Origin of the sequence: Hyphomonas sp. L-53-1-40 (assembly GCF_000682775.1) — a bacterium.
Classification (GTDB): domain Bacteria; phylum Pseudomonadota; class Alphaproteobacteria; order Caulobacterales; family Hyphomonadaceae; genus Hyphomonas.
In genome coordinates this window covers 141,071-162,730 of sequence record NZ_AWFI01000018.1, presented here as the reverse complement: position 1 = coordinate 162,730, position 21,660 = coordinate 141,071, and the positions used below count along the sequence as shown (strand labels likewise).

23 protein-coding genes and 2 tRNA genes are annotated in these 21,660 nt (G+C 59.5%); 7 read left to right on the top strand and 18 right to left on the bottom strand.

The features are described from left to right. Positions 1-27: 27 nt before the first annotated feature. The 3 genes from L53_RS16580 to L53_RS13860 all read right to left on the bottom strand — a co-directional run bounded on the left by L53_RS16580 (position 28) and on the right by L53_RS13860 (position 3,258). Positions 28-1,224 (bottom strand): lysozyme, encoded by a 1,197-nt coding sequence (locus tag L53_RS16580; protein ID WP_051607989.1) that lies wholly within the window; start codon positions 1,222-1,224, stop codon positions 28-30. A gap of 101 nt (positions 1,225-1,325) precedes the next feature. Further along, the gene (gene mgtE, locus L53_RS13865; protein WP_034816649.1) at positions 1,326-2,708 is read right to left on the bottom strand and encodes a magnesium transporter; all 1,383 of its coding nucleotides are present in this window, start codon (positions 2,706-2,708) and stop codon (positions 1,326-1,328) included. Between the two features lie 121 nt (positions 2,709-2,829). Continuing rightward, positions 2,830-3,258: a MarR family winged helix-turn-helix transcriptional regulator gene (locus L53_RS13860; protein WP_051607988.1), complete on the bottom strand. Its 429-nt coding sequence runs from the start codon at positions 3,256-3,258 to the stop codon at positions 2,830-2,832. A 242-nt stretch (positions 3,259-3,500) separates the two neighbouring features. Between L53_RS13860 and L53_RS13855 the strand changes: the two genes are divergently transcribed. Then, on the top strand, positions 3,501-4,112 hold the full coding sequence (locus tag L53_RS13855; RefSeq protein ID WP_156947930.1) for a tetratricopeptide repeat protein: 612 nt from the start codon (positions 3,501-3,503) through the stop codon (positions 4,110-4,112). An 80-nt stretch (positions 4,113-4,192) separates the two neighbouring features. Here L53_RS13855 and L53_RS13850 read toward each other — a convergent pair. Next, positions 4,193-4,277: transfer RNA gene (locus L53_RS13850), tRNA-Leu, on the bottom strand. 85 nt (positions 4,278-4,362) lie between these two features. Between L53_RS13850 and lipB the strand changes: the two genes are divergently transcribed. Next, a complete protein-coding gene (lipB, locus tag L53_RS13845) occupies positions 4,363-5,061 on the top strand; it encodes a lipoyl(octanoyl) transferase LipB (protein WP_034816824.1) in 699 nt (232 codons plus the stop codon). On the opposite strand, the gene L53_RS13840 is transcribed toward lipB, so the two are convergent. From L53_RS13840 to L53_RS13825, 4 genes are all read right to left on the bottom strand, one after another. Beyond that, positions 5,058-5,828: a hypothetical protein gene (locus tag L53_RS13840; protein WP_034816642.1), complete on the bottom strand. Its 771-nt coding sequence runs from the start codon at positions 5,826-5,828 to the stop codon at positions 5,058-5,060. The two genes, lipB and L53_RS13840, sit on opposite strands and share 4 nt — an antisense overlap. A gap of 23 nt (positions 5,829-5,851) precedes the next feature. Continuing rightward, positions 5,852-6,373, bottom strand: a complete 522-nt coding sequence (locus L53_RS16575) for a DUF805 domain-containing protein (protein ID WP_051607987.1) — start codon at positions 6,371-6,373, stop codon at positions 5,852-5,854. Between the two features lie 147 nt (positions 6,374-6,520). Then, positions 6,521-6,967 carry a DUF805 domain-containing protein gene (locus L53_RS13830; RefSeq protein WP_034816639.1) on the bottom strand — a complete coding sequence of 149 codons (447 nt, stop codon included), beginning with the start codon at positions 6,965-6,967 and terminating at the stop codon, positions 6,521-6,523. Positions 6,968-7,130: 163 nt separating this feature from the next. Then, the gene (locus L53_RS13825; protein ID WP_034816637.1) at positions 7,131-9,134 is read right to left on the bottom strand and encodes an acetyl/propionyl/methylcrotonyl-CoA carboxylase subunit alpha; all 2,004 of its coding nucleotides are present in this window, start codon (positions 9,132-9,134) and stop codon (positions 7,131-7,133) included. Positions 9,135-9,277: 143 nt separating this feature from the next. On the opposite strand from L53_RS13825, the gene L53_RS13820 reads away from it, so the two are divergent. Continuing rightward, entirely contained in the window at positions 9,278-10,255 is a 978-nt protein-coding gene (locus L53_RS13820) for a hypothetical protein (protein WP_034816634.1), read from the top strand. Here the strand turns inward: L53_RS13820 and L53_RS13815 are convergent. Both L53_RS13815 and L53_RS13810 read right to left on the bottom strand, forming a co-directional pair. Beyond that, a complete protein-coding gene (locus L53_RS13815) occupies positions 10,252-10,704 on the bottom strand; it encodes an ion channel (RefSeq protein ID WP_034816632.1) in 453 nt (150 codons plus the stop codon). The two genes, L53_RS13820 and L53_RS13815, sit on opposite strands and share 4 nt — an antisense overlap. A gap of 16 nt (positions 10,705-10,720) precedes the next feature. Beyond that, a complete protein-coding gene (locus L53_RS13810) occupies positions 10,721-11,662 on the bottom strand; it encodes a hypothetical protein (RefSeq protein WP_034816629.1) in 942 nt (313 codons plus the stop codon). Between the two features lie 147 nt (positions 11,663-11,809). On the opposite strand from L53_RS13810, the gene L53_RS13805 reads away from it, so the two are divergent. The 3 genes from L53_RS13805 to L53_RS13795 all read left to right on the top strand — a co-directional run bounded on the left by L53_RS13805 (position 11,810) and on the right by L53_RS13795 (position 15,439). After that, entirely contained in the window at positions 11,810-12,625 is an 816-nt protein-coding gene (locus L53_RS13805) for an SDR family NAD(P)-dependent oxidoreductase (RefSeq protein ID WP_051607996.1), read from the top strand. A 172-nt stretch (positions 12,626-12,797) separates the two neighbouring features. Further along, positions 12,798-13,472: a TorF family putative porin gene (locus L53_RS13800; protein ID WP_034816626.1), complete on the top strand. Its 675-nt coding sequence runs from the start codon at positions 12,798-12,800 to the stop codon at positions 13,470-13,472. A gap of 158 nt (positions 13,473-13,630) precedes the next feature. Further along, on the top strand, positions 13,631-15,439 hold the full coding sequence (locus tag L53_RS13795; protein WP_051607986.1) for a cation:proton antiporter: 1,809 nt from the start codon (positions 13,631-13,633) through the stop codon (positions 15,437-15,439). A gap of 12 nt (positions 15,440-15,451) precedes the next feature. Here the strand turns inward: L53_RS13795 and L53_RS16570 are convergent, their stop codons facing one another. The 3 genes from L53_RS16570 to L53_RS13785 form a co-directional block, all read right to left on the bottom strand. Next, positions 15,452-15,988, bottom strand: a complete 537-nt coding sequence (locus tag L53_RS16570) for a phospholipid-binding protein MlaC (protein ID WP_051607985.1) — start codon at positions 15,986-15,988, stop codon at positions 15,452-15,454. Positions 15,989-16,025: 37 nt separating this feature from the next. Then, positions 16,026-16,184, bottom strand: a complete 159-nt coding sequence (locus L53_RS17040; RefSeq protein WP_156947929.1) for a hypothetical protein — start codon at positions 16,182-16,184, stop codon at positions 16,026-16,028. Positions 16,185-16,283: 99 nt separating this feature from the next. Then, positions 16,284-16,370 (bottom strand) — tRNA-Leu (locus L53_RS13785). 85 nt (positions 16,371-16,455) lie between these two features. On the opposite strand from L53_RS13785, the gene L53_RS17035 reads away from it, so the two are divergent. Next, positions 16,456-16,911, top strand: coding sequence for a hypothetical protein (locus L53_RS17035; protein WP_156947928.1), 456 nt, complete (start codon positions 16,456-16,458; stop codon positions 16,909-16,911). On the opposite strand, the gene L53_RS13770 is transcribed toward L53_RS17035, so the two are convergent. The 5 genes from L53_RS13770 to L53_RS13750 all read right to left on the bottom strand — a co-directional run bounded on the left by L53_RS13770 (position 16,908) and on the right by L53_RS13750 (position 21,614). Beyond that, positions 16,908-18,119, bottom strand: a complete 1,212-nt coding sequence (locus tag L53_RS13770) for an acetyl-CoA C-acetyltransferase (protein WP_034816618.1) — start codon at positions 18,117-18,119, stop codon at positions 16,908-16,910. The genes L53_RS17035 and L53_RS13770 overlap by 4 nt on opposite strands. Before the next feature lie 6 nt (positions 18,120-18,125). Then, positions 18,126-18,908: an enoyl-CoA hydratase gene (locus L53_RS13765; protein WP_156947927.1), complete on the bottom strand. Its 783-nt coding sequence runs from the start codon at positions 18,906-18,908 to the stop codon at positions 18,126-18,128. An 86-nt stretch (positions 18,909-18,994) separates the two neighbouring features. Then, a complete protein-coding gene (locus L53_RS13760; RefSeq protein WP_034816616.1) occupies positions 18,995-19,480 on the bottom strand; it encodes a hypothetical protein in 486 nt (161 codons plus the stop codon). Beyond that, positions 19,477-20,250 (bottom strand): molybdopterin-binding protein, encoded by a 774-nt coding sequence (locus L53_RS13755; protein WP_034816615.1) that lies wholly within the window; start codon positions 20,248-20,250, stop codon positions 19,477-19,479. Before L53_RS13755 ends, L53_RS13760 begins: the two co-directional genes overlap by 4 nt. 23 nt (positions 20,251-20,273) lie before the next feature. Then, a complete protein-coding gene (locus tag L53_RS13750; protein WP_034816811.1) occupies positions 20,274-21,614 on the bottom strand; it encodes a serine hydrolase in 1,341 nt (446 codons plus the stop codon). Positions 21,615-21,660: the final 46 nt, after the last annotated feature.

Genomic DNA, 21,660 nt, shown 5'->3' with positions numbered 1-21,660 from the left:
TTAGCAAGACTTCCCCCGGCTGTCAGCCTAATCTTCCTGCGCCAGCATGCGGTACAGATAGTAGACCGAGACGAATAGGAGGAAGCCACCACCCAGCGCCATCAGGGGGCCGGTATAGGCCTGGCTCGCAGCCTCGCCCATGCGTGCGCTCGATTGAGTAAAGATGCGGCGCAGTCCGTCATAAAGGCCAATCGTGCCGAGTCCTGCCAGCAAGGCAAAGGGCAACCAGCGCCAACCGTGCGCCGGAGCAAAGTCTGCCATTTCGGCCTGCGCGGGTGTCATCAAGCGCGATGTATCCACCTCGACCGTGGCCAGGTCATCGATCAGTTTCTGGTTCGTCGGCGGCACAGAGAGATTGTCGAGGGTGAGCCCCTCCCCCTCCGGGTCGGACAGGTTTGGCGGACGATAGGCCCGGCGGCGTTCCGACATGGAGGCTGGCGGCTGGGCCGGCTCGCCATTGCCTTCGGGGCCTGCCAGCGCGGAAACGGCGCGCGTAATCTCATCAACGGTGGAATCACCCGTCGGCTGCGGATCAGGCTCGCCGGATGCGCGGGAACCATTTTCCCCGAGAATGCGCGTCAGGCGCTGGGCCACTGCGCGGGCGGCGGCCTCTGGCGGGCTCTCGCGCTCTGCTGTGGCGCGAGCGCGGTTCTGTTCAGGCCGCGGCTCCAACACGATGGAAGTGTCCCGATTCCCGCTCAACCCGGCAAGGCCGTCGCGTTCGGGGCGGACAAGCGCACTCGGGATCGAAACACGACGTTTGGGCGTATCCAGGAAGGTTGCCACTTCCACGGCGCGGCGGCGCACAAGTCCATCAATCACGCGGATCTGACCATCCACCCGACCCCGGCGCCAGCTACTCATGGCTTCAGCGGCAAGGATACGGTCGCCGGAATTGAGGTGCGCGAGTACGTCAGAGGAATCGAAGGCCTTCAAACCGATATTGAAGGCGAATGAGACGAGCGCATCGAATTCGTTCTGGCTCAGCGGCGTGAACACCTGTTGCGCCAGATGGTTCTCGACCCGCTTCAGGTCATGAAAGCGCAGGATCAGTTCCGCATCGAAGGCGCTAACGGTCAGGCCAGCGCGTGCGGTCTCTGTATGCCCGTAACCGACCAGCCATTTGCCATCCGGCAGGCGACTTGCGCGCGCACGAAAGCCCTCGAAACTCTTGATGAGTTCGACTCCCTTGTCGGACGTGCGCATTTGACGGGCCAAAAGCATGGCTCCCGTTTTGGGACAGTTTGACTTTTTACTACGGGCAAGCGCTGCAAATCTCGCGCCCATTCACCCGAGAGGCGAGAATTGGCCAAGAAGTGCCCAATTTACAGGAGCACAAGCGACGCCAGGCCGAGGAAACTGAAGAAGGCCATCACATCGGTCAGCGTTAGCACGAAGACCGACGATGCCACCGCAGGGTCAGCGCCAAGGCGCTTGAGGCCGAGGGGAACGAGAATGCCCGACAGGCCCGCCCAGATGAAGGTCGCCAACATTGCCACGCCGATCACGAGCGCCAACTGGACGTCACGGAACCAGACCAGCGAGATCAACCCGACCCCGATGGCAAAGATGACTCCGTTTACACAACCGCTGAGCACTTCGCGGAAGATGGCGCGGCGAGCTGCAGCGCCGTCCAATTGCCGTTCGGCAATGGCGCGCACGGCAACGGCAAGCCCCTGGCTGCCCGCATTGCCCCCGAGCGCCGCCACGACCGGCATCAGTACCGCCAAGGCCACGACTTGCGCGATGGCCGCCTCGAACAGGGAAATAATGGCGGAGGCGATGAACGCCGTGAACAGATTCACGCCCAGCCACGGCGCGCGCGCCTTCACCGTATCCCAGACTGTGTCGGCACCGTCCGCCGAGGTCACGTTGAGCAGGGAGAGCAGGTCTTCGGCGTTCTCTTCCTGCATGACATCGACCATGTCATCGACCGTGATCATGCCGACAAGGCGGTCGCCTTCATCTGTCACGGGCGCAGCAGCCAAAGAGTATTTGCGGAATTGGAAGGCCACTTCTTCCTGGTCCATCTCCGGCTTCAGAGAGGACAATGCGTCTTCCATGATGTCAGACAATTGAACATCTCGCGGCGTGCGCAGCAGCGTCGCCAGCGAGACGATCCCCAGCAGGCGATGGCCCGGATCGATCACGTAGAGCTCGTAGAAGACTTCCGGCAATTCCTCGCCGAGCTCCCGCGCATGGTCGATCGCATGGCCGACCGTCCAGTATTCCGGCGCGGCCACGAACTCCGTCTGCATGAGACGGCCGGCAGTGTCTTCCTCATAAGAGAGGCCCCGCTCCAGCTGGGCTCGGTCCACCGGGGCAAGGTCGTCCAGGATACGCTCACGGCGGTCATCTTCGAGGTCTTCGAGAATGGTCGTCGCATCATCGGAATCGAGTTCGTCGAGCGCGCTTGCCACCGCCGCGTCCGGCAGCACTTCGACCGCCTCTTCGCGATAGGAATCGCGCAGTTCGATCAGGATGTCCGCTGGCAGCTCGCCGCCAAGCAGTTCTACCGCTTCAGAGAAGGTATCAAAGGACAAAGCCTCCAGCGCATCGGCGGCATCAGCCGGATGCATGCGCTGCAGCGTCCGCGCCAGCCAGCGCATATCCTTCTCATCGACGGCATCGATGATATCTTCCAGCAGATCGGGATCGACGTTGGGCGTCTCAGCGGTCTGGGCAGGCTGAACGGACGTTTCTGTCATGGCGCCTCTTTGCCGGGGTTACGTGGCGTCGGCAAGAACCGAATACGTTGAGCTAGCCGGGATTCGCAGGAATCTCACAGCGTGCTCACAACAGACTAAGGAACTGGGGAATTGACCTGTATCAGCGCAGGCGCTTCAGGCCCGCCGTGAGCTGGGACAAGCCATCCTCGCGCAAGCGGCCTTCAATCCGGTTCTGGACCTCCTGCCAGAGCGGGTACGCCTCTTCCAGACGGCGCACCCCAAGCGTCGTGAGCAACAGGCGACGGCGTCGGCCATCTCCCTCCTCTCCCCGAAAGATCAGACCGGCCTTCTCCAATGGCTTCAGATTGCGGGACAGGGTGGTGCGATCCAAGGCAAGCAAATCTGCCAGCTCCGAAATGGAGTCGGGTTCAAACCGGCCTACCGCATTCAAAAGCCCGAACTGGGCAATAGTCAGGTCAACCGGGCGCAAGGCGTCGTCATACTCGCGTGTAATGCGCCGCGCCGCACGTAGCAGGCGACCCGCCGTACAGCGCTGCGTCACATCTTCATGAATGATCGTTTGGTCCATAGCGTGTAGATACACACTCTTCCTGAAACTTCAAACAGATCAGTAAATCTAACACACCTATTCCAAGGCGCTTCATTGATTCCCCAGTATAGTGCATATACATTACTTATGTCGCTGGTGTCTCTCTACAAAGTCAGTTTCCCGTGATCCAGTGACACTCCTCCGCCCGGCATATCCTGTCGGGCGGCCTTTTCCGGATGCACGCATTCCATATCGTGTATTTACACTATTGGAGTTTCAACATGAAACCTGCCCTCCCAGCCTTTATACTCTCCGCCCTTTTCATCATTTCCACCCCCCATGCCGGCGCCAGCCCGGACGTCTACAGATCCAGCCCGAGCCCGGCCGAGTTATGCGTCACCGAACTCGGGCACTACTCTGAAGCCACGTTGCGCCTCCAGCGGCTGTGCGATGCGGGCGCGAAACAGTCAGACCTGACGCTGAGCGGGCGCGCTGCTGCCCACGCAAATGCAGGCACAGTCCGCATCAGGCGGGGCGACCTTGAAGGGGCCGCACGCCTGTTGTCCGAAGCCCATGCCATGCCTGGCGCCTCGGCCGATATCACCATCAGCCTCAGCGCAGTGCTGATACGACTGGAGCGCTATGACGAGGCCATCCAGGCACTCGCAGACATGGATCAAGTGTCAGATGAATTGCGGCACAAGGCGCTCTACAATCGCGCCACGGCTGAATTGCTGCGCAACAATGTCGAAGCTGCCTATGTCGATTTGCGCAAGACAGTCCAACTGGCACCGGACTTTGTTCCGGCGCAGGACATGTTGAAGCGATTCAAGGTAACGCCCCACACGCTGACGGCTGATGCGCAAGACAATGCGAGAACTGGACAGCCCTGAGGCCGACCCAACGCATAAAAGCCGTGTGAAATTCAGACAGCCATTTTCAATGCTGCCAGCGCGGCTGGAACGATTGAAAATGGTGCGGTCAAGAGGACTCGAACCTCCACGGGTTGCCCCACAGCGACCTCAACGCTGCGCGTCTACCAATTCCGCCATGACCGCACTGGTCTTTATTGAGGCAGACGGGCCGTATAAGGCGACACCAGCACTTTGTGAAGCCCTGAATGTCGCCTATATGCCCCGAGTGATGCAGAAATTCCCCGACACAGAATGGGCCGTTTCAGACCGCCCGGTTCCTTATGAGGATGCGGTCCGATTCATGGAGACGCGCGCCCGCGCGATCCGGGAGGGCGGCGCGCCGGAACTGGTCTGGTTTCTGGAGCATCCACCGCTTTACACGTCAGGCACCTCTGCCAAGCCGGACGACCTGCGTGACCCGGCTCGTTTCCCTGTCTTTGATGCTGGGCGCGGTGGCCAGTATACGTATCACGGCCCCGGCCAGCGGGTTGCCTATGTGATGCTGGATGTTGCCCAGCGGGGGCGGGACGTGCGCACCTTCGTGCAAAATCTGGAGACCTGGATCATCAAGGCGCTTGCCGCTTTCAATGTCGATGCGGGCCCGCGCGATGGCCGCGTCGGCGTATGGGTAGACCGTACGAAAGCGGGCGGGGCAATGCGTGAAGACAAGATTGCCGCCATCGGTGTACGCCTCAAGAAATGGGTCAGCTTCCACGGTGTTTCATTGAACGTGGAACCAGACCTCGAACATTTCTCTGGCATCACACCCTGCGGGATCGCAGACCCGCGCTATGGCGTGACCAGCCTGGTCGATCTCGGAATCCCTGCTGCAATGGATGATGTCGACCTGGCGCTGAAAGACGCTTTCGAGACCGTATTCGAAAGTCGGCTCGTACGCGCTCCCGATCCGATCAGAGAACCTGCCTAGGCTGTTTCATAAGCTTTCAGGCGCTGTTCTTCCTGGGTCAGATCACTGCCTGTACGAAACGGGCCAGCGCCACCATTCGGCAGGCGCGCAACATGCAGCAAGGTCCACAGCATGATGAAAAAGGATGAGAGGGCCCAGAGCGGCATGGCAAGGCCCATGCCGGCGCCCATTGCCACCTGCATCTCTGTAGGTGGCGGTCCGTCCGGACGGCGCGGGCCACGCGCTTCCTGCGGTTCCGCAGCAGGTGTCTCGGCCGCCTCCCCGCCTTCTGCGGCCAAAGTCTCTGCCTGTGCGGCTTTTGCCTGCTGAGCCTGATACTGCGCAGATCCTGACACCACACCTCCGGCAAATCCGAGCAATCCAAGGAAGAGTGGGATAAGCACAATGGCGGCCTTCAGCGTCGAGCGGTTCGCTTCCGCAAAGCGGCGCACATGCGCCACCCATGATGTGAACTCCGTGACGATCGTGAAGAAGAAGAACGGCAACAACAGCGCCGGCAGCGGAATGCCGACCGATTTGACCGGCTGCCACGCGCCTGACATGTCGGCGCCCGCAAGACCGGCAATGAAGGCCACAAAGACCGGCACGATGAACAGCAGCACCCGCCCCATGAACATGAAGGTCCACGCCCGGCTGAAATGCAGCTTTCCGGTCATGCCCATCGGGTTGAACAGGGTTTGAAACCAGTCCATCCGGGCCGGGTTGTCCCGCTCATCCCTGATCCAGGGGCGATGCGCATCGATGGGGGTCATTGTGTGATGGGTCATGCCGGCAGGGTCCTCTGGAGTGGTCAGGAATAGGTGTTGGACATTGGGGTGCCGGATGTCGGCGGGCCATACCGGTTCGTTTCCAGATCGGTGGGCAGGCGCGCGGCGATGAAGCCGAGCAATGCGGTCGTCAGCAGAAAGCTGGCTAGCGAGGTCAGGGCGGTCAGCCGCTCGAATTCCTGAATGTTCTCAGTCAACGCATCCATCGCGCCGGACAGATCGCTCCCGAACTGGGCATACATCTCGAACGCGACCGGTGACAGGATAGGCATCAACAGAGCGCTCACTATGCTGCCCACGATCCCGTAGCCAGCCAGGAACAGAAGATAGAACCAGCCGGAATGGCCTGCATCGTGCAGTCGCTTGGAGAACAGGCAGACATACACATAGACCATCGGATAAACGAGAATACCGAACATGGGCGAGATGAACGTGTTCGCCACTTGCACGATCATGAAGGCGGCCGTGATCACTGTCAGACCGCGCAGGAATGTGCGCGACCCGATACGGCCTTTTGACGACAAGAGGACATATCTCATGTCCATAGGGTTTCAGTCTCCTCGATCCGGGTCCTCACACGGCAGGGCCATGTCGAACACTACGCGTCCTTATCAATAAACGATAAACTCTTGCAACAAAAAAGAGCCGGACGACTGCCCGGCTCCTCTGGATTTCGATTGCCGCGCCAGCGCCTAGACGAAGGTGTCTGCGGTACCAGCCATCGGATTTTTGGGGTCTGGGCCATACTTGTTCGGGCCCACGGTTCCGGGAATACAAGCAATTACGATCTGGGCAATCGATGCCAGGAAATTGATGAATGGAATAAATCCGGCAATCACGAGGCCAAGATAAATCCAGCCAGTCTGGTTGATATCGTGAAGGCGGCGGATGAAGAGTGCGATGCTCGGAATGATCACGGCAAGGCCATACAAACCCATCAGCGCGAAGAAGATCATGCCGATTGGATTCATTTCACCGGTTTCGAAGTTACCGCCGAGACCGAATGCGAGGGCTGCCAGGACCCCGAAAACGATCAGGTTGAAGAGTACGACCCACCAGTATTCCGAGCGGCGTGACCGGCCCTGAAAATCCACATAGCGGGAAAAGAACATTTTTACTGCATCTGGAAAACTGACCATCTCGGCCCCCTTTTGAATTGCTTTCACCATGAAAGGCCGGTGCACTTTCGGTGCATCAGCGGCAAGGTCAAGGGATGACTCGTTAATCTCCCCCTACCCCACAAGGCGGGATTCGGCGTCGATTTGGTTAGAGCAGGGTTAATGGTTCAGGCGCGAGTCGACCTTAGCCAAACTCAACCATGATCTCGTCTGCGGCAACGCTGTCCCCTGCGGCAACGTTGATTGCCTTCACGGTGCCATTGGCTTCGGCGCGGATGATGTTCTGCATCTTCATCGCCTCGACCACGCAGACCGCTTCGCCTTCCTGCACTTCCTGTCCAAGTTCGACATCCATCGAAACGACAAGGCCCGGCATGGGGGAAATGATCAGCTTGGACGTGTCCGGCTTTTCCTTTTCTGGCAAGCGGGCGTGCAAATCGGCCACATTCGGCGTGCAGACCAGCGCGCGCAGGGCAACGCCGCGATGACGGAACAGATAGCCTTCGGTCCGGTCAGCGAACTTCACGGCAAAGGGCTGCCCATCCAGCAGGCCTTCGACCAGATGCTGGCCCGGATACCAACCGGTGACCAGCGTGTGCGTCTTGCCCCCATTGATGGTGATCTCGGCTTCGCCATCCTCACCCAGGTCCAATGTGACGGGGTGATGCTTGTCGCCCAGAATGACAATCCAGTCGCGGCGCGCATCCGGCGTCGGAGACATGCGACCGCTCGTATCGGCGGCGCGGCGCGAGAAGAAGCCGTGCACATAGGCCGCAGAACAGATCAGCTGGATTTCCTGCGCTTCGGTCGGCTCAACGCCGTCAAAGCCGTCCGGGAATTCGTCCTTGATATAAGCGGTCGTGATATTGCCAGAGCGGAACCGCTCTTCGTCGATGACGGCCGCGATGAAGGGCATGTTGTCCTGAATGCCTTCAATATGGAACCGATCCAGCGCCTCTCCATGCACGTCGAGCGCGGTGTCGCGATCCTTGCCGTGCGTGATCAGCTTGGCGATCATCGGGTCATAATACATGGAGATTTCGTCGCCCTCGCGGACGCCGGAATCCATACGCACCTCACCGCCAGCCAGCGCGCCTTCTGATGGCGCGTGGAAACGCTTCAGGCGACCAATCGATGGCAGGAAGTTGCGATACGGGTCTTCGGCATAGACGCGGCTTTCCACGGCCCAGCCATTGATCTTGATATCGGACTGTTTGAGCTTCAGCGTCTCGCCATAGGCGACCCGCAGCATCTGTTCGACCAGATCAACACCGGTGATCATTTCGGTCACCGGATGCTCCACTTGGAGACGCGTGTTCATTTCAAGGAAGTAGAAGCCCTTGTCGGCGCCAGACGCCACGAATTCCACGGTGCCGGCGCTGTCATAGTTCACGGCCTTGGCCAGGGCCACGGCTTGTTCGCCCATCTTCTTGCGGGTTTCCGGGTCGAGCAGCGGCGATGGCGCTTCCTCGATGACTTTCTGATTGCGGCGCTGGATCGAGCATTCGCGCTCAACGAGGTAGATACAATTGCCATGCTTGTCGCCAAGCACCTGGATCTCGATATGGCGCGGCTCAAGAATGAACTTCTCGATAAAGACACGGTCGTCCCCAAAGGACGCTTTCGCTTCGGCCTTCACGGCCGGGAAGCCCTCTTCGACTTCCTTGTCATTGGCCGCAACCCGGATGCCCTTGCCGCCCCCGCCCGCGGACGCCTTGATCATGACCGGATAACCGATTTCTTTGGAAATCTTCACCGCTTCCTTGGTGTCTTCGATCAGACCCATATGGCCTGGCACGGTCGACACGCCGGCCTCGGCAGCCAGCTTCTTGGAGCTGATCTTGTCGCCCATCGCTTCAATGGCGTAGGCGTTCGGGCCGATCCAGCCGATCCCCTCTTCCTCGAGCCGTTTGGCGAACACAGGGTTTTCGGACAGGAAACCGAAGCCAGGATGGATCGCCTCTGCACCGGTCTGGCGAACCGCATCAATGATCTTGTCGGCAACCAGATAAGATTCTGACGCAGGTGACGCGCCAATATAGACAGTCTCGTCGGCCATCTCGACGGCCATGGAATCCGCATCGGCGTCTGAATAGACCACCACTGTCTGTACGCCCAGCCGTCGACAGGTCTTGATGACCCGAACTGCAATTTCCCCCCGGTTGGCGATCAGAATCTTTTTGAACATGCTGCCTCGATCCAATGTAAAGTCTTTCAGCGACTGCACTAAGCCGCCCGAAAGCCGATGTCCACAATTCCCATAGGGGAAGTCGGTTGCCACGATGCCGCAGATATGTTAGTAAGCGCTCACTATTTATGGAGATAGTTCTCATGTCCCGGATCATACTCGACCTCGATGCCCTGCTGGCCAATGGCCAGATCGACTCCTCCGAAGCCGCGCGCTTGCAGGGTTTCGCCCTGCCTGATCGCAGGAATGGTGTGCTGATAAACATTCTGCTGATTTTCGGAGCCATCTCGGTCGCCGGCGGCACGATCGCACTTGTGCCGAACGCCATAACCGGTCTCGTTCTGGCACTTGTCGCGTTGGGCGGCGCGGAATTCCTGCGCCGCAGCGCACGTGGAAATTCCCTGAAAACCCTCGGCATGGCGCTAACGCTTATGGGTACACTTGGCGTGGCAGGATGGATCGGATGGGAATTCCGGGAAGTGGATGATGGCACGGTGCCCACCGTACTGATCGCACTGGTCATGACCGCGGCAGCGCTGTGGTTCCGTTCGGCACTTCTGGCAGCGTTTGCAGTCTTGTCCCTCGGTGCCATTCTTGGTTCTGGCACAGGCTACTGGCATGCCAGCTACGCCCTGTTCGTCGAAGAACCGACCATCACGATCCTTGTCTTCGGCCTGCTCGCCCTGGGTCTCTATCGTGCCCGCAATACCCTGTCAGACGCATGGAACAATCTGGTCACCGTCGCAGCACGCACGGCCATGTTCATGGTAAATTTTGCCTTTTGGGTGGGTTCGCTCTGGGGTGACCGGATTGGCGAACACTGGTTTGCGCCGCAGCGCTGGTCGGACCGGTCGGAATGGCGTGAAGCTGCCATTGCCATCCCCGACCATGTCTTCACCTTGGGCTGGATTGGCGCGATCGTCGCCATGATCTTTACGGCACGCCGGAACAGCTTCCTGTCGATAACCTCAATCGTGTTCCTGACGATCCATGGCTACACGCAATATTTCGAATATCTCGGCGCGAAACCGGAAACGCTGGTGATTGGCGGACTGGTTCTGGTGGGCGTGGCCGTAGCCGGGGCGCGCTTCTTCATGAAGCAGGACGTGGAACCGGCCTAGTCCTTGTCATCCAACTGCTCGATGCGCGCCTCGAAGTTGCGCACCCGAGCAGAAATCGAGACAAGGAATGCCGTCGACCAGCCGAGCAGCAGGAAACCAATGACGGATTCTGCTGCCGCCAGCATGCGCCAGTCCTTGTCGATCAGCACATCGCCATATCCCACTGTGGAAAAGGTCGAGGTAGAAAAATAGACGGCTGTTTCGACATCCGGAAACGTACCCAGCGCCAGATAGGTCAGCGTGAACATCCAGATCTCGATCGAATGGATGGCAAACAGGCTGAGCAGGACAAAGAAGATGGCGAGCCCCTGCCCGACCACGGTCGACAGGTTCACGTGCGGCACGTCGCGCTTGCGGATCACCGCAGACAGGGCCACCAGTCCCGCGAAGTGGATGGCAAACGTGATCGCCACCAGCGCTCCCGCCACAATCAGATTGAGCAAGAGCATGGCGAAATCCTCCGTTTTATCGTGCCGCGACGACCAATCCGGCCAGCAAACCTGGCGCTTCACGGTTGAGGAAGTCAACCAGGGTCTTGCTCGCCGTGGTAACCGGGTTCGGTGGCGGACTCTTGCGCCACCAGCCGCTACGGGGCAGCGGCTGGGCAGGCCTGGATTTCGCAGCGAGGCTGGCAGTTCGGCGTGCCAAACTCGCGCTTTCCGCTTCCCTACCCATTTTCTCAAACCAGCTCCCCTTGTCGAATCCCAGCGCAAGACACCCGACAAACTTGCCGGGATTGGGATCGTTCGGGTCAAGCCAATGCTTGCGGTTGAGAGCGTGGCGTTCCGTGTGGGGGTTAGGATGCGCGCGGGAGACCAAATGGTTCCCGATGGCCCGTGCAAACAGGAAATTCCACGACGGATCGTTCTCGCTTCCCTCTATACTCTCCTGTGTGTGAAAGAGGATCGCTGCCTCAGCCCGGTCAATCCAGGGCGCATTCTCAGCGCCCATGAGCAGAAGCGTTTCCGTAACTTTCCCCACGAATTTGGCATTAGCGTGATCATCCCGGATCATCTGGTCGCATAGATGGGATAGTACGATCAGACCGAACCCATCCGGCGTCCCATCAGCTTTGCGGAGCAGCCGCATGAAGAGGCTTGCCAGATTGCGATCAACCAACCTGCCCCCAATCGCGACCCGCTCCTGCAACCAATCAAGATTAGCTGGCGTCAACGCCCCATTGGCGGCATCGCGTGCAAGCACATAATGCGCCATCACACGGACAAACCGGTTGTCCCAATCAGGGTCCGCTCCCTTCATTCGCGCATTGAAATCGAACAGAGCCTGAGCCTCGGCGTCAGATTGCGGCCCGCGCGAGCACATTTCCTGCGCAACTTGTCGTGCATCCTCGCGTGAACGCTGCGAGACGGCCTGAATACGCTGAATGATGCTGGCCGACCTGACCATGAGCTGCTGTCTCCGGTATAGGCACAAACGGGTACCAATGACGGGTTTCAGCTTTCTTGACCAATTCGGTGAAACCTGTTGCCACCATTGTTCAACGCCCCGTACATTCCAGCCCAGACACATATGGAAATTACGGGAGAAAACGCGATGACACAGCCAAAAGACCTCGCCGGGCGCAAAGCGATCGTAACCGGTTCAGCCACAGGGTTGGGACGATCAATTGCCTTGAAACTTGCCGAGCGCGGCGCTGACGTGATCATCAATTGCGCAAGATCCGTCGCGGAGGGCGAAGCGACCGCAGCGGACTGCCAGGCGCTCGGTTCGCAATCGCGCCTTGTTCAGGCTGACGTATCGACGGATGAGGGCTGCCGTAAGCTCGCAGAAGCTGCTGCCCAGGTCGGGCGGCTGGACATCCTCGTCAACAATGCCGGCACGACCAAGCATGCACGTGACCATTCCGATCTGGACGCCCTCACCCGCGAAGATTTCCTGGACCTCTACGCGGTCAATGTCGCCGGTCCCTTCCTGATGATGCAGGCCTGCAAATCCCTGCTTATAGAAAGTCACCGTCAAACCGGTCGCGCCGCTGCTGTGCTGAATACATCCTCCATCGCGGGTGTTACGGGTATCGGCTCATCGGTAGCCTATGCAGCGACCAAGGGCGCGCTCAACACGATGACCCTGTCGCTGGCCCGCGCACTGGCCCCGGAGATTCGCGTGAATGCGATTTGTCCGGGCTTTATCGGCACGCGCTGGTTCAAGGACAAGATGGATGAAGAGCAGTATCAGCGCATGGAAGCCTCTGTTGCGGCCGCCACCCCGCTCAACGTGGCCAGCGGGCCCGACGATATTGCAGATTCGGCCCTTTTCTTCCTGACGGATGCCTCTCGACACGTGACTGGAGAGACGCTTTTGGTCGACGCTGGCACGCACCTTGGTTACGCGCCGTTGACCGCACGGTGACCAAAACCAGAGCGCACAAGCCTAAGGCATTGTCGCACCTGCGTGCACAAAATTCTGGCGTTCGGGTTGCCGTCCAGCAACCTCCATATTTTTGTTTCTGATCCCGGATAAAGCCGCGTCATCGTGGTTTTGGCGCTGGCAACAGCGCGATTCAACAACGGGGTACTAAAACATGAAACAACAGCTTTTCCGCGCAGGGGTAGCACTTGCAGCAATGCTGGCAGTGGCTGGCACGGCAGCTGCCGAGGGAGAATGGTCCGGTAACGTCGCTCTCAGCACAGACTATGTCTGGCGTGGCGTCTCCCAGTCCAATGAGGACATGGCCATCTCCGGCGGCTTCGACTATGCGAACGGTATATTCTATGCGGGTACATGGGCATCGAATATCGACTTCGAAGACGGCTCTGACTCTAATGTAGAGCTCGACCTCTACGCCGGCGTCGCCAGCGAATTCTCGAACGGCGTCTCCTGGGATCTCGGCGTCATCTATTATTCCTATCCGGACTCGGATGATGAAGACCTCGACTTCGTCGAACTGCAGGCCGCTCTGGGTTATGCTTTCGAAGGCGGAGTTGAAGTAGGCGGCGCCGTCTACTGGGATCCAGACAATGAGAGTGTCTATGTTGAAGGCTCTGCGGGGTATGCCTTCACCGACGCTTTCGCAGCTGACGTATCCGTCGGCAACTACTCCTTCGATGGTGGCGGCGACTACACCAACTGGTCGCTTGGTGGCACCTACTCGCTGCCAATCGGCATCGATGTGGACCTGCGTTACTGGGATACCGACATCGACGGTACGGACATCGCCGACGAGCGCATTGTCCTGACTCTCGCAAAGAGCCTCTAGCGCTCGGATATTCTTCACAAACTGTGCGCGAGACATTGCCCTCCTTCGCGTGCAGTCTGGTGAAGGCCGCCGGTTCCCTCGAGAGCTGGCGGCCTTTATTTTTGCGCAATCCTCCTTAAGTTGGGAGTTCGACTCCACCCAGAAGAAAGAGCTCCCCCATGGCCGCTGAAATGAGCCCTGCCGACGCCGTGGGCGCGCTCGTTCCCGCAATCACCCTGTTGGGGTTCGGCGCGGCAGCCGCCCTGGTCTCGCGGGCGCTCAATCTCAGCCCCATTGTTGGCTACCTCCTCGCGGGGATTCTGATCGGTCCGGGCATGCTGAACCTGATCCATGAGAGTGGCGGCACGCATTTGCTGGCCGAGCTCGGCGTGGTCTTCCTGCTCTTCGATATCGGCATGCATGTCTCGCTCCGCGAACTGAAAGAAAGCCGTGGTGACCTGCTCGGCCTTGCCCCTGTCCATCTATTGCTGACAGGCCTGATCAGTGCAGGCGCGCTCTATATGCTGGGCATATCCTGGCCGATTGCGATCGCGGTAGGCCTCAGTCTTGGCCTTTCGTCTACAGCGGTCGTTGCGCGGATCCTGACAGAGCGCGAGCAGAACTCGTGTCCGATCGGGCGCACGGCCACACATGTCCTGATCTTTCAGGATATTGTCGCCATCTTCCTGATGATCTTCGCCACGTCGCTTGGGGAAGGAGAGACCGCCGCCGGCCTTGCGGGCCTCCTGTCAGAATATCTCCTGAATGGCGGTGCAGTCCCGCTGGCGGCTGGATTGTTGCTGGCCTTTGTGCAGGCCCTGATCGCCTTCGGCGCAGCCATGCTGTTTTCACGCTACCTGCTGAACCCGGTTTTCCGGACGCTGGCAGCCACCCGCAATGATGAAGCCTTCACGGCTTTCACCCTGTTGCTTGTGCTGGCGGCTGCCTGCGCGACTGCCATGATTGGGCTTTCGCTAACCCTGGGCGCATTCCTGGCAGGTCTGGCCGTGTCCGGCACGCCGTTTCGTCACCAGGTGCAAACGGAAATGGGACCGTTTCGCGGGCTGCTCCTGTCCTTCTTTTTCATCAGTGTCGGCCTGTCGATTGACTTGCCGGGCCTGCTGAGAAACCTGCCGCTCGTCGTGATCGGCGCGTTTGGCATCCTGACGGTCAAGACCGCGCTCGGCTATATCGCCGCCCGCATGAATGGCTGGAGTGTGCCCGGCGCTACCCAGCTCGCCACATTGTTGGCACAGGGATCGGAATTCACACTCGTCATCCTCTCATTGGCCTCAATCACTGCCAATATGCCCCCTGCCCTCATGGGCAGCCTGATCGCCGCCATTGCGCTGTCCCTGGCGCTGGCACCGAGTTGGGCCATGCTCGGAGGCAAGCTCTCGCGCGAATTGGCGCGGCGCAAGCAGGTCACAATGGAAACATCAGGCGAACCCGCTGGCGAGCGGCCTGTCATCGTCATTGGCATGTCTGCTGCCGGGCGACTGGCCGTCGACGCTCTGATCGACTTTGACATCCCCTATATCGCGACTGACGGAGATCCCGATCGCTTTCTGTCTGCGGTCGCAGATGGATACAATGTCTCGTTCGGAGATGCCGCCAACATGAAGCTGATCGAAGCTGTGGGGGGCAGCAATGCGCGCGCCGTCGTGCTTGGAAAAGCGCGTTATGAAGTGTCCAAGGAAGTCACGCCCAGCATCAATCGCCGCTTCCCGGACCTGGTCCGACTCGTGGCTGTCGAAACCATCCATGATCTCGACCGATATCTCGAACTGAACATACGCGCGCACCTCGTGGCTGGAGAGCCCAAGGGGATCGAAATGGTCGCGGATATGCTGAGAGTTCTGGGCGTGCCCGACAAAGAACTGGCAGATTGGCTCAGCCGCGAGGCCGACCTGTTCACGATCGGCGACGCGTCAGACCGTCAGGACAAGGCTGAAGAGGAAGAAGCTGTGGTCGACGAAGCCGCCTGATCAGATTCCAGATCAGGAATTAAGGGCGTCGATCGCATCATCAATCGTGGCGCGCGGACGGTCCATGATAGCAGCGATCTGGGCACGCTGTTCGATGGCGAGCCACAGGCCAAGCACTTCGACATCCACCACACGCCAGTCGCCATTCTTTTCGATAACGCGCCAGCGCACCGTCTGTGGCGCTTCGCCGGGACGAACGACGCGCGTTACCACGATAGAATCTGTCGGCGTGCGATCCTTTGATCCGGTAACCGTGATCTCTGCATCGCGGAATTTTTCACGCTGGTCTTCGAAGCTGCTCAGTAGATAGGTTTCGAAGGCATCTGCGAACCTGCTGCGTTCCTGATCCGTGACGCGGCGGGCATATTTCCCGAGGGTGAAATTGGCGACTGTGTCCAGGTCCATGGACTGGCGCAGCGTTTCGCGGCCCTTCTGAGGGTCGGAAATATGCTTTGCGGCGCCTTCAATCACGGCCTCCGCTTCCGGGCCAGCGAAGGCAGGCAGGGCCATCAGGCCGAGGGCAGTGGAGGCAATAAGGGCGCGAAACATGAGGGCTTGTCCTTGTGAATTCTCTGCGTGTTGCCCCCTACATATGATCGAGATTGTCCTTTTGTTCCCCGAAAGCCGAAATAGGCTCTATGCGTTTTGGGAATGAAACCGGTGCTGCAGGCGTCGGCAGGCAGGCCCCCGACAGGCGCAGGACCTGTAGTTTCGGGCGGCGGCAGGACAGAATGGCTGGGTACATGTCATTTCTCCTCTTGGGCGAGAAACATGCAAGCTGTGTACCAAGGGCGCGACCTTCGCGTTCTGTCTCGATCACTGGGATAGGCCACATATGATGGCATGGTGCGGGCGGCCGGGCTCGAACCGGCAAGGCCTTGCGGCCGAGGGATTTTAAGTCCCTTGCGTATACCAATTTCGCCACGCCCGCATGACCGATGCTGGACATAACGGTATTTTACGGGGGATGCTAGATTTGATCATTGAAACCAGCAGAAAGAAGGACGACCTGCGCGTTGAAAAACAGCCTCCCGACACTCTGGTTCATCTCGGCTGCCCTGATGATAGTGACGGCCACAGCCATCCCTGCGTTTATCGCGCCAGACATGAGCAGGTTCGCCAGAACCGCTATGCTGGCATCCACCTTGCCGCAAGGCGTCCTGTCAGGATTGTCTGCGGTGGCGTTTGGTCTCGTGCATATGCTCATCCTGCGGGTTCGGCCTTCAACGGCGGCCAGCGTATTTGGCGCGCTTCACCTCGGTGCAGCGCTCTTCGGTCACGCCGCGCAAATCAACGGACAAGTTCTACGGCAGCAGGTCATCCTCGGAACGCATGACGTCAGCAGTACGGCTCAGACAATGGGAATGGTCCATATTGCCAGCACCCTGTGTTACCTGCTCGGCGTCGTCTTCTTCATTATCGCGGTGGCCGTTGCGCTGAACACACGGCCACCGGCTGAAGATGTGTTCTAGCTGACCCGCTCGAACACGGCTGCGAGCCCCTGCCCGCCCCCGATGCACATGGTCTCCAAGCCATAGCGCGCCTCGCGGCGCTCCATTTCCCGCAGCATCGTGGTCAGGATCCGCACGCCGGTCGCGCCGACCGGATGACCAAGCGATATGCCCGAACCGTTCACGTTCAGCCGCTCCATGTCATCCTCCGAAAACTCAAGCGCCTTGGTGCAGGCGAGCACCTGCGCTGCGAAAGCTTCATTCAGTTCAATGACGTCGATGTCCTTCAGTTCAAGACCTGCCGTCTTGAGGGCCTTCTGGCTGGACGGCACCGGCCCAATTCCCATGACTTCAGGCCCAACGCCTGCAACCGACCATGAAACCAATCGCCCAAGCGGCTTGAGGCCATATTTCTCTGCCGCCTCGCGCGTACAGACGATGCAGGCTGCCGCGCCATCATTCTGGCCGGACGCATTGCCAGCGGTCACCGTCGACTGATCGTCCACCTTGCCCCGGATCGCGCGCAGCGTGGACAGCTTCTCCAGAGAGGAATCCGGACGAATGTGCTCATCCTGGTCCACGACCGTATCGGCCTTGCGACCTTTCACGGTGTACGGAATGATCTCCTCAGAGAACTTGCCGGACTTCTGGGCCGCAGCCGCTTTCATGTGCGAATTGTAAGCGAACTGATCCTGAGCGTCGCGCGTGATCTGATAATCACGGCGCAAATTTTCGGCCGTCTCGATCATGCCACCCGGCACGGGATGGTTCTTGCCGCCGGCTGTATAGCGACCGCGTGACAGACCGTCATGCAGCATCAGGCCATCGCCCTTGATGTTCCACCGCATATCGATGGAGAAGAAGGGCGCATTCGACATGCTCTCTGCCCCGCCCGCGATGACAACGTCATTTGCGCCGGTTGCGACCTGCATCACGGCATTGATCACCGCCTGCAGGCCGGAGCCACAGCGCCGGTCGATCTGGTAGCCACCGGTGGATGTGGTCAGCCCGGCATTCAGTGCCACCATGCGCCCAAAGGCCGGGGCCTCCATGGTCGGATAGCATTGCGCGAAGATACAGTCTTCCACCGCCTCGGCAGGTAGCTTGGTTTTCGCCATCAGCTCACGGATAACATGCGACGCCATCTCATGCGCATGCACGGTCTTGAAGGCGCCGCCAAAGCCGCCAACGGCGGTGCGGACGGGTTCGCAAATGACTACGTCTCTCATGGCGCTCTACTCCTGCTGGTCCCGGCCACGCGCGGTGACCTGTTTGCGAGCCTCTTCCACAGCGTCTGCCGTCACAGATTCGGCATGAGCAATGGAGCGTTTGACTTCTTCCTTCATGGCGGCGGCGAAATTCATGCCATAGCCATCATCGATCAGCGCCTTGTATTGCTTGAGCAGGTCCGGCTGGGAACCGCACATTTCGTGCGCCAGCTTCATGGCAGCCGGCACGAGTTCGTCGGATTCGTAAACACGGTTCACAAGTCCCCAACGTTCCGCGGTGTGGGCATCGAGGAAGTTACCGGAGAAAGACAGCTCCTTGGCTCGGCTGATACCAATCATGCGCGACAGCTTCTGTGACAGGCCCCAACCCGGCACGATGCCGACGCGGGCATGTGTATCGGCAAACTTGGCATGTTCAGAGGCCAGCAGCACGTCGCACATCAGCGCCAGTTCGAACCCGCCAGTGATTGCAAAGCCGTTGATCGCACCGATGATTGGCCAGGGATAATCGGCCAGTGCGCGCGCCATATCTATGGACTTGGAATCTTCGTCAGCGCCCAGGGCGAAACCGGTCTGGCCGGCCTCCTTCAGGTCGATCCCGGCGGTGAAGGCCCGCCCGGCACCAGTCAGCACGACCGCGCGGACCTCCTTGTTCTCTTTCAGCTCGTTGAAGACGCTGACGATCTCGGCGCGCAGGGCTCGGTTCAGCGCATTCAGCGCGTCGGGCCGGTTCAGTGTTACGAGCGCAACCGGTCCGTCCAATTCGACCTTTACGATGTCTTCCGCCATGGGATCCTCCAATTTTCCTGTTTGCCTCTCTTAGCGAGGACAAGCGGGGAGGACCATGCTTGACGTTAGGGCGGTTTTGGAAGGGATCAGGCCCGGCGCTTGCGAACCAGATTCACAATGCCGATCACGAGAGCAATCACGGCGATTCCGGCCGCAAGGAAGAACAGGCCAAATTTGAGGGGCGTCAGCCACGCCTTGGCATCAAGCGCGTCGACCCATCCCGCCAAGGCCAGCACCTGAACCATGTTCTCAGTCAGGTCGGCGATCACGACTCCGAACGCTGGTAGCGCTGCGTACTTTCCCATGCTGCCAAAGAAGCGCAGGGCCAGTCCGCCGAGGAAGCCCCCATAAGCCAGGGGATACGCCGTATCCAGCAACACCGTCACCCAGGCATGGGCGGCACGTTGGGCGTCACTCATCGTGGCAATGATCGTTCGGCTCATCTCCGGGTCGGAGGTGATGTCGAGGAATGCGCCGCCCACCATCGGCCGACACAGACCGAACCCTGCTCCAATCACCAGCATCGAAACGAAGCTGATAAGGATCGCTGGGGTCCGCGCCAGAAAACTCATGCGTTTGCGTCCTCGACCCGCTCCGGCTGGACGCCCGTCGCAGAGATGATCGCTTCCAGCTTGTCAGTAATCATGGGGATAAGGCTTTCCTGTATCGTGCTGGCAACAAGGTGGACACCATTGTCACCAATGCCCCGAAACCAGGGATAGGAACCGAGCGCGACGTCCGGCATCTCCTTGGCCAGCACGCCCAGCGGTTCGGCAATGTCACCTTCGCGCAAGCCCCTGCCCCGTATCGTGACCTTGTGGATGACCGCTCCCGTCTCCAGCCTTGGCCCGATATCTTCCAGCATGCCGCGCGCAACCGACGGAACACCCGCCAGGGTAAAGACATTCCCGGTCTGGAAGCCCGGCGCCCCGGACACGGGATTGGCCACGATCTGGGCACCATGCGGAATACGCGCCATGCGCCGACGGGCTGGCGTGTAGTCTGTGCCCATTGCCTCATAGCGTTGGGCCAGCATCGCAGTGACTTCGGGATGTTCTGAAATCTCCACCCCGAACGCCTTGGCGATGGCATCAGCCGTGATGTCATCATGTGTCGGACCAATGCCGCCCGTTGTGAAGACATAGGTGTATTTTGCGCGCAGCGAATTCACGGCCTCGACAATCTCGTCTTCCACGTCGGGCACGATCCGGGTCTCCCGGACGGGAATGCCGAGCGGCGCAAGATAGGAAGCGATCTGTTGCAGATTGATGTCGCGCGTCCGACCGGAGAGCAGCTCGTCCCCGATCAGGAGGACGGCTGCCGTGGGAGATTCTTTTGTCATAAAGACACTTTGCCCAGACTGGCTTATTCTTCAAGCGCCTCATAGACGAGCCGCATCGATTCCTCACGAAAACCCGCCGGCTTCCCGGGTCGTGCGCCGAAGCGCTGGATCATGCCGATAAAGAATAGATCATTCTCCGGATCGATCCAGAACCATGTCCCAGCAGCCCCGCCCCAATAATAAGTGCCGGTACCGGCTGGGCTGTCCATGGCGACCGGATCAGAGATGATGGCAAAGTCAATGCCGAAATCGCGACGCTTCGGCGTGAAGACACTTCGCTGCGTGCCATCAAATTCCACGCCTGCATTTGGCGGCAACTGGTTTGTCCGCATCAGGGCCACCGTGTCCTCCTGCAGAATACGATGGCCGTCCAGCATGCCACCATTGAGCATCATCTGGCAGAACCGGGCATAGTCGTCGATCGTGGACACGAGCCCGCCGCCCCCCGATTCGAAGGCGATGGTGGACTGCCTGAACTGCACAGTCTCGGTGTAGAATGGCTCGAACCGATCCCGCTCGGAGGCATAATACACGACGTCGGATAGCCGGTCATACTCCGCTTCGGGAACATAAAATCCGGTATCATCCATGCCCAGCGGCGTGAGAACATTTTGCTTGAGGTATTCGCCAAGAGACAATCCCGAGAATTTTTCGACAAGATAGCCCTGGATGTCGACCGAGACCGAGTAGTACCAGACTTGCCCTGGCTCATGCAGCAAGGGGATGCCTGCGACCTTGTCGATGAGGGTCTGCGGATCAGGCGATTTGAGGACATTCTGCTCCCGAAACTGGGCATTGGCATAATCATCTCCACCAAGGCCGTAAGCGAAACCGGCCGAGTGACTCATCAGTTCCCGCATGGTCGCGGGGCGCGATGGGTCTTTCAAGATCGGTGTTCCGTCTTCATGCTCGCCCGCCAGCACTTTCAGCGCTTCAAATTCAGGGATGTATTTTGTGATCGGATCGTCGAGGTCAAACTTGCCATCTTCATGGAGCTGCATCAGGGCAACGCCCGTGATCGGCTTGGTCATGGAATAGATCCGGTACAGCGTGCCCGGTTGCACGGGTGTCGATGTTTCAACATCCCTCACACCGTACTGACCATAATGAGCAACCTCACCATCTTTGACGAGCAGGGCCTGAAGGCCCACGACATGCCCGTCCGAGACGAACTTCTGCAGGCGTTCGTCGAGCGCATGCAGTCCATCCGAGCTGAACGCCTTGGCGGACCCGGCAGGAGCGAGAGGCGGCCAGTCTGCTACCTCATTCTGTTCCGCCGTTGCGGGCAGCGCCGTGAGAGACAGCGCCATCAAGGCGAAGGCAAACCCGGTGAGACACCGACGACAGGCTTCCAATTTGAGCATTGCGCGCATTCCTTTTCTTCCCGCAGGACCAGACCATGACCAATGC